We start from the raw sequence: 13,836 nt of genomic DNA, 5'->3' as shown, positions 1-13,836 counted from the left end.
CAGTATTTCGTTGCGGCCGAGTTTGATAAAGGAATTAAAAATTCTTGCTAATAGCAAAGCGTTTTTAGAAAAAAAACGGGAATGGTTAGTGTGGAAATGTATTTAGCATTGAGTTGCAGGCCAGATCAGGCGCTTGCGCCGCCATCCGGCAATCCATGCCTGATGGCGCTGTGCTTATCCGGCCTACCACGACAACAACACCCTGCAAATTATTGCGATTTTGTTACATTCATTCCATAACCACACCCGGATGATTGCCAGCGCAGCGGGGGCAGGCATCATAGAGGCATTATTCGGCAAGAGAGTAAGCATATGATTCGTGTGGTGCTGGTTGATGACCATGTGGTGGTGCGTTCCGGCTTTGCGCAATTATTAAGTCTTGAAGACGATCTGGACGTAGCAGGCCAGTACAGCAGCGCGGCGGAAGCCTGGCCCGCATTATTGCGCGATGACGTTAACGTCGCGGTGCTGGATATCGCGATGCCGGACGAAAACGGGCTGAGTCTGTTAAAGCGGCTACGCGCGCAAAAACCCACGTTTCGCGCCATCGTCCTCAGCATTTACGACACGCCAGCGTTTGTGCAAAGCGCGCTGGATGCAGGCGCCAGCGGCTATCTGACCAAACGCTGCGGGCCGGAAGAGCTGGTTCAGGCGGTGCGTTCCGTCGGTATGGGCGGCCACTATCTGTGTGCCGATGCGTTGCGGGCGCTGCGCGGCGGCGAACAGCCGGCGCAGGTGCTGGAGGTGTTAACCCCCCGCGAGCGAGAAGTTTTTGATTTACTGGTCAAAGGCGACAGCGTCAAAGAGATCGCATTTAAGCTCGACCTCAGCCATAAAACCGTTCACGTCCACCGTGCTAACGTACTGGGTAAATTGCAGTGTCACAGTACCATCGAGCTGGTGCATTTCGCCCTCGACCACCAGCTGCTGACGGGGCACTGATGTCTCGCGGCGTGCGTTACTGGGTGATCTCACTGTTTATCCTGCTGGCCTGGGGAACAGGTTGGCTGATGCTATGGACGCTGGGCTTTTACCTGACCCATAACGGCCAACAGGCGGCGCTCTTTTTGCCGCACGGCGTTTATCTTGCGCTGTTGATTTTACTCTCCCGCCGTTACTGGCCCGCGCTGATACTGCCGCCGGTGCTGATGCCTTTATGGCTCCATAGCGAGCAACTGCTCAGCGGCTACGTCCTGCTGGCGGCGCCGCTGATCTGCCTGATCCCGGCCAGCATCGGACAAAAATTCTGGCACCGTTTTCCCCTGTACTGGCAGCGTCTCACGCTGCTGCTGGCCGCCGTCACGCTGGCCTCGCTGCTGAATACCGCCCTGCTGTCGCCCTTTATAAAAAGCCCGGCAATGCTGACTGGCCTGGCGTCGTTTACCGGCGGCGTGCTGCTCACCCCCTTTGTTTACCTGGTATTTGAATTTTTACGCCAGCAGCACCGTTATCATCTGTTGGGGCTGGATACCAACAACCCGCCGCTGCGCACTTCGCTGATCATCTGGTGCAGCCTGTTCTTTATTATCGGCATCGGCACGCAAATGGTGCTGTCGCCGGAAATTGAACGCCTGCTGCTGATCGTGGTGTTCCTGCCTAACGTGGTGATGGCGTGGAAGTTTGGCTGGCAGGGCGGCGTGCTCTCCGGGCTGCTGGGCAGCATGATGATCACCATCGCCCGCCAGGTCGGCGTCGGGTTTAACAACCTGGTCGAGCTGGAGATTTTCCTCGCCACCCAGGCGCTACTCGGCATAGGTCTTGGGATCGCCATCAGCCGCCAGCAGCATCTGGCGCAAAACCTGCACCACTATCGCCAGCGTCTGGAGGCGGAGCTGGCGGCGCGCCGGGCGCTGACCGAAAAGCTGATCCATACCGAAGAGGATACGCGCAAAAACCTGGCGCGCGAGCTGCACGACGAGATCGGGCAGAACATCACCGCCATTCAGATCCAGTCACAGCTCGTGAAACGCGCGCGCGATCCGGCGCAGACGCAGGCCGCCGCCAGCCAGATAAACGATCTCGCCCGCCGTATTCACCACTCTACCCGCCAGCTGTTACGCCAGCTACGTCCCCCCGCGCTGGATGAGCTGTCGTTTAAAGAGGCGCTGCATCATCTGGTCAACGAATTCGCGTTCCCCGAACGTGGGATTCGCTGCCAGTTTGAGTATCGCCTTACGCTTACCCCGGAAAATGAAACCGTCAGGTTTACTCTCTACCGCCTGTTGCAGGAACTGCTGAACAACGTCTGTAAACATGCCGAAGCCAGCGAGGTCACGATTCTGTTAAGCCAGCAGAAACAGACCCTCCATCTGGAAGTTCGGGACAACGGCACCGGCATCCAGCCTGAAAAAATGCCGGGATTCGGTATTCAGGGGATGCGCGAACGGGTCAGCGCGCTGGGCGGCGAACTGACGCTCGAATCGCTGCACGGCACGCGGGTAATTGTTAACTTGCCCACAATTTTGCAACAAACCACGTCCTGACCAGGAAAAAGTCTTAGTCACTGCGGACTTTCTCTCATCCCCTTTGGTTTTCACTTTCCTATAGTCAGCACAAACGGAGACGGCCATGCATCCACGCCCAGTAAACGAAACAGACCAACGATACCGGGCGCTACGCCTGCGGTTGCTGATGTGCATGGTCATCGGGTACGCCGCATTTTACCTGACGCGAAAAAGCGTGAATTACGTGCTTCCGGCGCTGCAAACGGATCTCGGACTCGATAAAGGCGATATCGGCCTGTTGGGTTCACTGTTTTACCTGACCTACGGCCTGTCGAAGTTTACCGCCGGGCTGTGGCACGACAGCCACGGGCAGCGCTGGTTTATGGGCGTCGGCCTGTTCGCCACCGGCCTGCTGAATGTGGTGTTCGCCTTTGGCGAGTCGCTGACGCTGCTGCTGGCGGTCTGGACGCTGAACGGTTTCTTTCAGGGCTGGGGATGGCCGCCCTGCGCCCGACTGCTGACCCACTGGTATTCGCGCAACGAGCGCGGCTTCTGGTGGGGCTGCTGGAATATGTCGATCAACATCGGCGGGGCGATTATCCCGCTGATTAGCGCTTTCGCCGCCCACTGGTGGGGCTGGCAGGCGGCGATGCTGGCGCCGGGGATCATCAGCATGGCATTAGGTATCTGGCTCACGCTACAGCTGAAAGGCACGCCGCAGGAAGAGGGATTGCCAACGGTCGGCGCATGGCGTCATGACCCGCTGGAGCTGCGACAGGAGCAGCAAAGCCCGCCGATGGGACTGTGGCAGATGTTGCGCACCACGATGCTGAAAAACCCGATGATCTGGCTGCTGGGTGTCTCATATGTGCTGGTCTATCTGATCCGCATCGCCCTCAACGACTGGGGCAACATCTGGCTCACGGAAAGCCACGGCGTCAATCTGCTCAGCGCCAACGCCACGGTGATGCTGTTTGAAGTTGGCGGTCTGCTCGGCGCGTTGTTCGCCGGTTGGGGGTCGGATTTGCTGTTCAGCGGCCAGCGCGCGCCGATGATTTTGCTGTTCACGCTGGGGCTGATGGTGTCCGTCGCCGCATTGTGGTTAGCGCCGGTACACCATTACGCACTGCTGGCTGTCTGTTTCTTCACGGTGGGCTTTTTCGTTTTTGGCCCGCAAATGTTGATAGGCCTTGCCGCCGTCGAGTGCGGGCACAAAGCGGCGGCCGGTTCCATCACCGGGTTTCTCGGCCTGTTCGCCTATCTGGGGGCAGCGCTGGCGGGCTGGCCTCTGTCGCTGGTCATTGAACGCTACGGCTGGTCGGGCATGTTCAGTTTGCTCTCGGTCGCCGCGGTACTTATGGGTTTATTGCTGATGCCGCTGCTGATGGCGGGCATCACCACCTCGCTCAGTCAAAGGATAAAACAATGAAATTGACGCTTACCTCTACCCTGATTGCATCCGGCATTGCGCTGGCAACCTTAACCGGCGCCGCGCAGGCCAAAGGCCGCCTGGTGGTTTATTGCAGCGCCACCAACGAAATGTGCGAAGCAGAAACCAAAGCGTTTGGCGACAAATATGACGTCAAAACCTCGTTCATCCGCAACGGCTCCGGCAGTACGCTGGCGAAAGTGGATGCCGAGAAGAAAAACCCGCAGGCGGACGTCTGGTACGGCGGGACGCTGGACCCTCAGTCCCAGGCGGGTGAAATGGGGCTGCTGCAACCCTACAAGTCTCCCAATCTTGAGCAGGTCATGGAGAAATTCCGCGATCCGGCGAAAGTAAAAGGCAACCTCTCTTCAGCGGTGTATGTCGGTATTCTCGGTTTTGGCGTCAATACCCAGCGCCTGAAAGAGAAAAATCTGCCGGTGCCAAAATGCTGGAAAGACCTGACCAAACCGGAATACAAAGGCGAGATTCAGATTGCCGACCCGCAAAGTTCAGGCACTGCGTATACCGCACTGGCGACCTTCGCCCAGCTGTGGGGCGAAGATCAGGCCTTTGATTACCTGAAACAGCTCAACGCCAACGTGTCTCAGTACACCAAATCCGGTATTGCCCCGGCACGTAACGCCGCCCGTGGCGAAACCGCTATCGGCATTGGCTTCCTGCACGACTATTCGCTGGAAAAAGAACAGGGCGCGCCGCTGGAGCTGATCTCTCCGTGCGAAGGCACCGGCTATGAAATTGGCGGCGTCAGCATCCTGAAAGGCGCACGCAACCTCGACAACGCCAAACTGTTCGTGGACTGGGTGCTGTCAAAAGAAGCACAAGAACTGGCGTGGAAGAAAGGCAAGTCTTATCAGATCCTGACCAACACCACAGCGGAAACGTCACCGAACTCGCTGAAACTCGACGACCTGAAGCTCATCAACTACGACATGGATAAATACGGTTCTACCGACGTCCGTAAGCAGCTTATCAATAAGTGGGTTAGCGAAGTGAAGATGGGTAAATAAGCCCACATTGCGTTCATTTGCCGGGTGGCGGCGTAACGCCGTACCCGGCCCACAATACCGGAACCGCTATGTCACACACACTTGCACACCATCCCGTGAAAAAACGGGATGCGATATTCTTTTGGGTTCTGCTGGGCTGGCTGGCGTTTGCCCTGCTGCCGAGCTGGAGCCTGGATTACGGCCTGCTGGAGTCCACGGGCGATGAAATCCTTGAGTCCTACGGCTGGTCACAGCGCAATATCAGTTGGCTGTGGTATCTGCTGCCAAGCCTGCTACTGATTCGCCCGTTCCATGAAGCCAGGCGCGAACAGCGCAGCCGCCATTACCTTGATGCGGGCTGGGCGCTGTTGTGTATGGCCTTTATCGTCATCAGCGCCACCGTTGAAGGCCGTGGTTTAGGCTACGCCACTATCGTGCTGTTCGTCGCGCTGGGCGCGATCATGACGCTGGCGTTGACCCGTCTGGAATGGCTGGGCGGCGACCGCTTCGTGATCGGCTCACTTACCGCCATTGTGGCGCTGATCGGCATCTTTATCGTCTGGCCGAGTATCGCGATTTTCATCCCGATGTTCACCAACGACGCCGGGGAATTCGCGCCGCTGGCGTTTATGACGGTGCTGTCGCAGGCGCATATCATCCAGGTGATCCTCAACTCCATCGCCCTGTCGATTGCGGTGGGCGTGGGCTGTACCTTCTTCGGCCTGGTACTGGCGATTTACACCACCCGCATTGCCAAACGCAGCGCCATTATTGGCCGCATCTTCTCGATTTTGCCAATCGTCACGCCGCCGTTCGTAGTGGGTTTAGGCGTTACGCTGATGATGGGACGCTCCGGCTACGTCACCGAATTTATGGTCGAGTGGTTCGGGCTGACCAACACCAACTGGCTGTACGGGTTTACCGGCATCTGGCTGGCGCAGGTGCTGGCCTTTACGCCGATGGCGTTTATGATCCTCGACGGGGCGATCAAAACTATCCATCCATCGCTGGAAGAAGCGTCATATACCCTGCGCGCCAGCCGCTGGCAGACCTTTAACGGTGTGTTTGTCCCGCTGCTGAAACCGGCGCTGGCGAACGCCTTCCTGATCGTGGTGGTGCAGTCGCTGGCCGACTTCAGTAACCCGCTGGTGCTCGGCGGTAACTTCGACGTGCTGGCGACGCAGATCTATTTCTATATCACCGGTTCGCAGCTTGATTATCAGGCCGCCAGTACGCTGGGCGCGTTCCTGCTGCTGTTCTCGCTGCTGGTGTTCTGTGTGCAGTATATGTGGATCGGTAAGCGCTCTTACGTCACGGTCTCCGGGAAATCGTACCGTGGCGACGTCCAGCCGCTGCCTGTCACCCTGGTGTGGAGCGTCATCGCCATTCTGGCCGTGTGGATAGCCTTCAACGCCCTGCTCTACGGCAGCATTTTCTACGGTAGCTTCACCGTCAACTGGGGCGTGGATTACACCCTGACGCTGGCGAACTTTATCAAGCTGTTCGGCCAGGGTATGAGCGACGGCGCGTGGCCTTCCCTGCTTGATACGTTGCTCTACGCCGGAATTGCCGCGCCGATCACCGCCATCTTCGGTCTGCTGATCGCCTGGATTGTGGTACGCCAGCAGTTCAAAGGCAAAAAGACTATCGAGTTCACCACCATGCTGTGCTTCGCCGTACCGGGCACCGTGGCGGGCGTGTCGTACATCCTCGCCTTTAACAGCGCCCCGGTGTACCTCACCGGAACGGCGGCGATTGTGATTATTTCGATGGTGATGCGTAACGTGCCGGTTGGGATTCGCGCCGGGATCGCCGGATTAGGCCAGATCGATAAATCGCTGGATGAAGCGTCGCTCAGCCTGCGCGCCGGGAGCTTGCGCACCATCACGCACATCCTGCTGCCACTGCTGCGCCCAGCGATCCTCTCGGCGCTGATCTACAGCTTTGTGCGCGCCATTACCACCGTCAGCGCCATTGTATTCCTCGTCACGCCAGACACCCGCGTGGCGACGGCCTACATCCTCAACCGCGTGGAAGACGGCGAATACGGCGTGGCGATCGCCTACGGCTCGATTCTGATCGTGGTGATGCTGGCGATTATTTTCATCTTTGACTGGCTGATCGGGGAAGCGCGTATCTCCCGTTCAAAAGCCAAAAACCAGGCGTAATGGAGCGCACTATGAGTCAGAAAAATTTTGTTGAACTGCGCAACGTCACCAAACGATTCGGCAGCAACACGGTTATCGATAATATCAATCTCACCATCCCGCAGGGGCAAATGGTGACGCTGCTCGGTCCTTCCGGCTGCGGCAAAACGACCATTTTGCGTCTGGTGGCCGGGCTGGAAAAACCGAGCGAAGGACAGATTTTCATTGATGGCGAAGACGTCACCCATCGCTCTATTCAGCAGCGTGATATCTGTATGGTCTTTCAGTCTTATGCCCTGTTCCCGCACATGTCGCTGGGGGAAAACGTCGGCTACGGTCTGAAGATGCTTGGCGTGTCGCGCAGCGAAGTGAAAGCCCGTGTGCAAGAGGCGCTGGCGATGGTGGATCTGGAAGGATTCGAAGACCGCTATGTTGATCAGATCTCCGGCGGTCAGCAGCAGCGCGTGGCGCTGGCGCGCGCGCTGATCCTCAAGCCGAAGGTGCTGCTGTTTGATGAGCCGTTAAGTAACCTCGACGCCAACCTGCGTCGCAGCATGCGCGACAAGATCCGCGAACTGCAAAAGCAGTTTGATATCACCTCGCTGTACGTCACCCACGATCAGAGCGAAGCCTTTGCGGTTTCCGATACCGTGCTGGTGATGAACAAGGGGCATATTATGCAGATCGGTTCGCCGCAGGATCTCTACCGTCAACCTGCGTCACGCTTTATGGCGAGCTTTATGGGCGATGCCAACCTGTTCCCGGCGACGTTCAGTCAGGAGTATGTGGATATCTACGGCTACCGGCTGCCGCGCCCGGCGCACTTTGCCGCCCAGGGTTCCGGCACCGTTGGCGTGCGCCCGGAAGCGATTACCTTGAGCGATCGCGGCGAAGAGAGCCAGCGCTGTGTGATTCAGCATGTCGCCTATATGGGGCCGCAGTATGAGGTGACGGTGGCGTGGCACGGACAGGAGATTTTATTGCAGGTTAACGCCACCCGATTGCAGCCGGACGTGGGGGAAAATTATTACCTCGAAATCCACCCGTACGGGATGTTTGTTTTAGCAGATGCAGTGTAATTGATGCCGGGTGGCGCTACCGCTTACCCGGCCTACGGTTCGTGCACGTTGTAGGCCGGGTAAGGATCAGCCCACACACTCAACGTTGCGCGTTCAATTCAGCAATATCCTTCGGTGTCGTCCGGCAACAACCGCCAATCAGCTTCGCACCCGCCGCCAGCCACTGCGGTAAATACTCCGCCAACGTGGCGCACGCTTCGCCGTGATGATGCCAGGTTTTGCTTACCGCATCGTACCGCTCGCCCGAATTGGGATAAACCACCAGCGGCAGCGCGGTCAGCCCGTGCAAATGCTGCAATGCGGCGGTGACGTTTTCCAGCGCGATGCAGTTTACGCCAGTCGCCACAACCTGCGGGCAGGCGTTGAGGAACGCCGCCACGTCACGCAGCGGCGTACCGTCGCTCAGATGCTCGCTGTCGCGCAGCGTAAACGAAAACCATGCCCGCGCCCGTGGATATTCGGTTAACAACTCAGCCAGCGCTTTAATCTCAATAAAATTCGGCAGCGTTTCGCAGGCCAGCAGGTCAACGCCCGCATCCAGCAGCGCTTCCACACGCGGGCGATGAAAAGCCTGGAACGTTTCGGGAGTACATACGTAATCCCCGCGATATTCCGCACCGTCGGCCAGATACGCGCCATATGGCCCGACGGAACCCGCCACCAGCAGCGTGCCCGCCTGCGGGTTCTCAGCCAGATACGCTTCCCGCGCTTTGCGCGCCAGTTCCACGCTCTTGCCGATCAGCGCTTTCGACTGCGCTTCATCAAACCCACGCGCGGCAAGTCCTGCGGGCGTTGCCTGGTAGCTGGCGGTAATCGCGCACTGCGCCCCCGCCCGGTAGTAATCAAGGTGGACTTCGCGGATCAGCGCCGGGTTTTCTACCAGCACCTTCGCTGACCACAGGCTATCGGCTAAATCACAGCCGCGCGCTTCCAGTTCCGTCGCCATCGCCCCGTCCAGCAACAGGAAATCCTGTTTATCGAGGATGGCGCTCAACGGATTATGTTGCGACATAGTCTGGCTCCTGTTTCTGCTTATGAAATCGGCAATGAAACAAGCACCATAACACAGCGCGCCGGGCGGTAATCGGGAGCGCTACGCAATTATTAAAGACCCGTCAGCCTTGTACCAGCCGCAAACGCGCGCGCCGGGCGCTCAGCACCGGGTGAGGAGTAACAATGAGATAAAGAAAGGGTCGCCAGCTCATAATGCCTCCGCTGCCAGAATCTCTTACAACTCTGGCAACAAGGCGGCGCACCGGCGCTCAGACAGAAGTGGGAACATACCGTCCCCACTCATACGACGGAATGAGGACAACGTCAGGAGCCAGGGGCGATATCAGCCGACAAACTGACGTCAGACCGGCAGAATGGCGAAAAACCTTCAGGGTGTGGCATCATAACGCGCAGATAACAACAAATTCAGGGTGATGAATGTGAAACCGGTAACGCTCTATGATGTTGCAGACCGTGCAGGCGTCTCTTATCAGACCGTCTCTCGCGTGGTGAATCAGGCCAGCCACGTTTCCGCCAAAACCCGTGAAAAAGTCGAAGCCGCGATGGCGGAGCTGAATTACATTCCCAATCGCGTCGCGCAGCAGCTGGCGGGTAAACAAACCCCGCTCATCGGCGTCGCCACCGCTAACCTCGCGCTGCACGCGCCGTCGCAAATTGTCGCGGCGATTAAATCCCGCGCCGACAGGTCAGGCGCCAGCGTGGTGATCGCGATGGTGGAGCGCAACGGAGTAGACGCCTGCAAAGCGGCGGTACATAACCTGCTGGCACAGCGGGTAAGCGGGTTGATCATCAACTACCCGCTTGATGAGAACGATGCCATTGCCGTTGCCGCCGCCTGCGGCAACGTGCCGGTACTGTTTCTCGACGTGTCCGATCGGTTCCCCGTTAACAGCATTATTTTTTCCCATGACGACGGCGCGCGTCTGGGCGTTGAGCATCTGGTAGAACACGGGCACCAGCGCATCGCGCTGTTGACAGGGCCGCACTCGTCCGTCTCTGCGCGGCTAAGACTGGCGGGCTGGCATAAATATCTGACCCACTATCAGCTGCGACCGGTGGCAGAAACGGAAGGCGACTGGAGCGCGATGTCCGGTTTCCAGCAAACCATGCAGATGCTCAATGACGGAACGATGCCCACCGCAATACTGGTGGCTAACGATCAGATGGCGCTGGGCGCTATGCGGGCGATCGCCGAGTTTGGCCTGCGCATCCCGCAGGATATCTCGGTGATAGGCTACGATGACACCGAAGACAGCGCCTGCTACATCCCACCGCTGACCACCATCAGACAGAATTTCCCCCTGCTTGGCGCAACCAGCGTCGACAAACTGCTGCAACTCTCCCGTGGCGAACCCGCCACCGATAACCAGCGACTCCCCGTTTCATTGGTTCAGCGTAAAACCGTGCAGCCCCCCAATGCTCAGGTCACTTCTCCGCAGGCGTTGGCCGACTCCCTGATCCAACTGGCTCGGCAGGTTTCGCTGTTAGCGCCGAAAATGTGAACGCATAACAATTGTGTGAGTCAGTTCACTCATTGAACCTCCTGTCCTTTACAGCAGGAATCCCCTCTTCGTATTTTGACTGAAATTGTGAGCGAATAACAAACTCAATCAGGATACCGCTATGCCCCAGAATACAGATTCACTCGCCGTCGTTCTGAAACGTCGCGACTGGGAAAACCCTGGCGTAACGCAACTTAATCGCCTGGAGGCGCACCCTCCTTTTTGCAGCTGGCGTAATGCCGATGACGCCCGCGCGAACCGTGACTCCGCACACAAGCGCAGCCTGAACGGTGAATGGATGTTTGCCTGGTTTTCATCGCCTGAAGCAGTACCAGAGAGCTGGCGGACAAGCGATCTGCAACAGGCGAATAGCGTGCGCGTGCCATCTAACTGGCAAATGGACGGTTACGACGCCCCCATTTATACCAACGTCACCTATCCCATTCCGGTTAACCCGCCGTTCGTTCCGGCAGATAACCCAACCGGATGTTACTCGCTCACATTCAGTATTGACGCAGACTGGCTACAGGCAGGCCAGACGCGGATCATTTTTGATGGCGTGAACTCCGCCTTCCATTTGTGGTGCAACGGTCGCTGGGTCGGATACGGTCAGGACAGCCGTCTGCCGTCTGAATTCGATCTCACGCATTTTTTGCTTAAGGGTGAAAACCGCCTCGCGGTAATGGTGCTGCGCTGGAGTGACGGCAGCTATCTGGAAGATCAGGATATGTGGCGGATGAGCGGAATCTTTCGCGACGTCTCGCTGCTGCATAAACCGGCAACGCAAATCCGTGACCTGCGCATCACCACCTGCTTCAACGATGATTTCAGCCGCGCAGTGCTGGAAGCGGAGGTCAGAACAACGGGGGAACGACGCGATGATTTACGCGTGACGGTACAGCTGTGGGATAGCGAAACATTCGTCGGAGAAAAAACCGCTCCGCTCGGCAGCGGGATCATTGATGAGCGCGGCGCTTACCCTGATCGCACAACCCTTCGTCTGAATGTCGAACACCCGGTGCTGTGGAGCGCGGAGACCCCGCATCTGTATCGTGCCGTTGTGCAGCTACACGCCGCCGATGGCACGCTGATTGAAGCCGAAGCCTGCGACGTCGGTTTCCGTCAGGTCAGCATTGAAAACGGTCTGCTGCTGTTAAACGGTAAGCCGCTGCTGATCCGCGGCGCCAACCGCCATGAACATCACCCGGAAAACGGCCAGGTGATGGACAAAGAGACCATGATTAAAGACATTCTGCTGATGAAGCAGAACAATTTTAACGCCGTGCGCTGCTCCCATTATCCGAATCACCCGCTGTGGTACACCCTGTGCGATCGCTACGGCCTGTACGTGGTGGATGAGGCCAATATCGAAACCCACGGCATGGTGCCGATGAATCGCCTGAGCGACGATCCGGTCTGGCTGCCCGCCATGAGCCAGCGCGTGACGCGGATGGTACAGCGCGACCGCAACCATCCGAGCATTATTATCTGGTCACTGGGCAACGAGTCCGGGCACGGTGCCAACCACGACGCGCTGTACCGCTGGATTAAGTCGGAAGATCCCTCCCGCCCCGTGCAGTATGAAGGCGGCGGCGCGAATACGGCGGCAACCGACATCATTTGCCCGATGTACGCCCGCGTCGATCAGGATCAGCCCTTCCCCGCCGTACCGAAATGGTCGATCAAAAAATGGCTGTCGATGCCGGGCGAGCAGCGCCCGCTGATCCTGTGTGAATACGCCCACGCGATGGGCAACAGCCTCGGCGGTTACGCGAAATACTGGCAGGCGTTTCGCCAGTATCCGCGCCTGCAAGGCGGTTTTGTCTGGGACTGGGTGGATCAGTCGCTTATCAAATATGACGACGACGGTCGGCCGTGGTCAGCCTACGGCGGCGACTTTGGCGACACGCCTAACGACCGTCAGTTCTGTATGAACGGCCTGGTGTTCGCCGACCGTACGCCGCATCCGTCACTGTATGAAGCCAAACACGCGCAGCAGTTTTTCCAGTTTACGCTGCTGCCGGGAGCCGAATGCCAGATTGAAGTGACCAGCGAATACCTGTTCCGCCATAGCGATAACGAGGTGCTCCACTGGTCACTGGCGCTGGATGGCAACCCGCTGACCGCAGGCGTTGTGACGCTGGATATCCCGCCGCAGGGACGTCAGATCATCGCGCTGCCAGCGCTCCCGGAAGCGGAAACCGCAGGCCAGCTATGGCTGACGGTACGCGTTGAACAGCCGCAGGCAACCGCGTGGTCGCAAGCCGGACATATCAGCGCCTGGCAACAGTGGAAGCTCAGCGAAAAACTCGCTACGCAGTGGCCGCAGCACGCTGGCAACGCGCCACACCTCACCAGCAGCGGGACGGCATTCCGTATTGTCGCAGGCGAGAAACGCTGGGAGTTCAGCCGCCAGCAGGGCGTATTGACGCAATTCTGGATTGGCGAAGAGGCACAGTTGCTGACTCCGCTTGTCGATCAGTTCACCCGCGCGCCGCTGGACAACGACATCGGCGTGAGCGAGGCAACCCGCATCGACCCTAACGCCTGGGTTGAACGCTGGAAGGCCGCCGGCCATTACCAGGCTAAAGCGGCATTACTGCAATGCGATGCCGACACGCTTGCCAGCGCGATACTGATTACCACCGCCCACGCCTGGCAGTATCAGGGCGAGACGCTGTTCATCAGCCGGAAAACCTACCGTATCGACGGCAACGGTGAAATGCAGATAACGGTAGATGTTGATGTCGCCAGCGGGACACCGCATCCGGCGCGCATCGGCCTGAGCTGCCAGCTTGCGCAGGTGGCGGAGCGGGTCAACTGGCTGGGATTAGGCCCGCACGAAAACTACCCGGATCGTCTCTCTGCCGCCTGCTTTGATCGCTGGGATCTGCCGCTGGAAGAGATGTACACCCCGTATGTTTTCCCGAGCGAAAACGGCCTGCGCTGCGGAACGCGTGAATTGTGTTATGCCGCGCATCAGTGGCGCGGCGATTTTCAGTTCAACATCGGTCGCTACGGCCAGAAACAGCTGATGGAAACCAGCCACCGCCATCTGCTCCAGCCGGAAGCGGGCACCTGGCTCAATATTGACGGTTTCCATATGGGCGTGGGCGGCGATGACTCCTGGAGCCCCTCCGTTTCAGCGGAATATCAGCTCAGCGCCGGGCGCTACCACTACCAGATAAGCTGGCGGTAAAAGGGAAACTGCCGG

9 protein-coding genes are annotated in these 13,836 nt (G+C 58.3%); 8 read left to right on the top strand and 1 reads right to left on the bottom strand.

The window, feature by feature from the left end; translation table 11 throughout:
• Window positions 1-312 precede the first annotated feature (312 nt).
• The 6 genes from OGX80_RS03645 to fbpC all read left to right on the top strand — a co-directional run bounded on the left by OGX80_RS03645 (window position 313) and on the right by fbpC (window position 8,106).
• A complete protein-coding gene (locus OGX80_RS03645) occupies window positions 313-942 on the top strand; it encodes a response regulator transcription factor (protein WP_047458568.1) in 630 nt (209 codons plus the stop codon).
• Complete coding sequence (locus tag OGX80_RS03640) at window positions 942-2,483, top strand: MASE1 domain-containing sensor histidine kinase (protein WP_012133636.1); 1,542 nt, start codon at window positions 942-944, stop codon at window positions 2,481-2,483. Before OGX80_RS03645 ends, OGX80_RS03640 begins: the two co-directional genes overlap by 1 nt.
• A gap of 85 nt (window positions 2,484-2,568) precedes the next feature.
• Complete coding sequence (gene uhpC, locus OGX80_RS03635) at window positions 2,569-3,873, top strand: MFS transporter family glucose-6-phosphate receptor UhpC (protein WP_024130613.1); 1,305 nt, start codon at window positions 2,569-2,571, stop codon at window positions 3,871-3,873.
• Entirely contained in the window at window positions 3,870-4,901 is a 1,032-nt protein-coding gene (locus OGX80_RS03630) for an ABC transporter substrate-binding protein (protein WP_012133638.1), read from the top strand. The genes uhpC and OGX80_RS03630 overlap by 4 nt, the downstream gene beginning before the upstream one ends.
• 68 nt (window positions 4,902-4,969) lie before the next feature.
• A complete protein-coding gene (locus OGX80_RS03625) occupies window positions 4,970-7,048 on the top strand; it encodes an ABC transporter permease (RefSeq protein WP_012133639.1) in 2,079 nt (692 codons plus the stop codon).
• Between the two features lie 11 nt (window positions 7,049-7,059).
• The gene (gene fbpC / locus OGX80_RS03620; protein WP_024130614.1) at window positions 7,060-8,106 is read left to right on the top strand and encodes a ferric ABC transporter ATP-binding protein; all 1,047 of its coding nucleotides are present in this window, start codon (window positions 7,060-7,062) and stop codon (window positions 8,104-8,106) included.
• Between the two features lie 79 nt (window positions 8,107-8,185).
• Here fbpC and mmuM read toward each other — a convergent pair whose 3' ends face one another.
• Complete coding sequence (mmuM, locus tag OGX80_RS03615; protein WP_012133641.1) at window positions 8,186-9,118, bottom strand: homocysteine S-methyltransferase; 933 nt, start codon at window positions 9,116-9,118, stop codon at window positions 8,186-8,188.
• A gap of 421 nt (window positions 9,119-9,539) precedes the next feature.
• On the opposite strand from mmuM, the gene OGX80_RS03610 reads away from it, so the two are divergent.
• Window positions 9,540-10,622: a LacI family DNA-binding transcriptional regulator gene (locus OGX80_RS03610; protein ID WP_112002472.1), complete on the top strand. Its 1,083-nt coding sequence runs from the start codon at window positions 9,540-9,542 to the stop codon at window positions 10,620-10,622.
• A 121-nt stretch (window positions 10,623-10,743) separates the two neighbouring features.
• Window positions 10,744-13,821, top strand: a complete 3,078-nt coding sequence (locus OGX80_RS03605) for a beta-galactosidase (protein ID WP_115181927.1) — start codon at window positions 10,744-10,746, stop codon at window positions 13,819-13,821.
• The last annotated feature ends 15 nt before the right edge of the window (window positions 13,822-13,836 follow it).

It is taken from the genome of Citrobacter sp. CK194, from assembly GCF_030333395.1.
In the GTDB taxonomy this organism is placed as follows: Bacteria; Pseudomonadota; Gammaproteobacteria; order Enterobacterales; family Enterobacteriaceae; genus Citrobacter_B; species Citrobacter_B koseri.
This window is presented reverse-complemented; position numbering and strand designations above follow the sequence as displayed.

Coding starts and splice junctions, on each gene's coding strand:
- mmuM (WP_012133641.1), bottom strand. CDS start 9,118: ATGTCGCAACATAATCCGTTGAGCGCCATCCTCGATAAACAGGATTTC.
- fbpC (WP_024130614.1), top strand. CDS start 7,060: ATGAGTCAGAAAAATTTTGTTGAACTGCGCAACGTCACCAAACGATTC.
- OGX80_RS03645 (WP_047458568.1), top strand. CDS start 313: ATGATTCGTGTGGTGCTGGTTGATGACCATGTGGTGGTGCGTTCCGGC.
- OGX80_RS03625 (WP_012133639.1), top strand. CDS start 4,970: ATGTCACACACACTTGCACACCATCCCGTGAAAAAACGGGATGCGATA.
- OGX80_RS03640 (WP_012133636.1), top strand. CDS start 942: ATGTCTCGCGGCGTGCGTTACTGGGTGATCTCACTGTTTATCCTGCTG.
- OGX80_RS03630 (WP_012133638.1), top strand. CDS start 3,870: ATGAAATTGACGCTTACCTCTACCCTGATTGCATCCGGCATTGCGCTG.
- OGX80_RS03605 (WP_115181927.1), top strand. CDS start 10,744: ATGCCCCAGAATACAGATTCACTCGCCGTCGTTCTGAAACGTCGCGAC.
- uhpC (WP_024130613.1), top strand. CDS start 2,569: ATGCATCCACGCCCAGTAAACGAAACAGACCAACGATACCGGGCGCTA.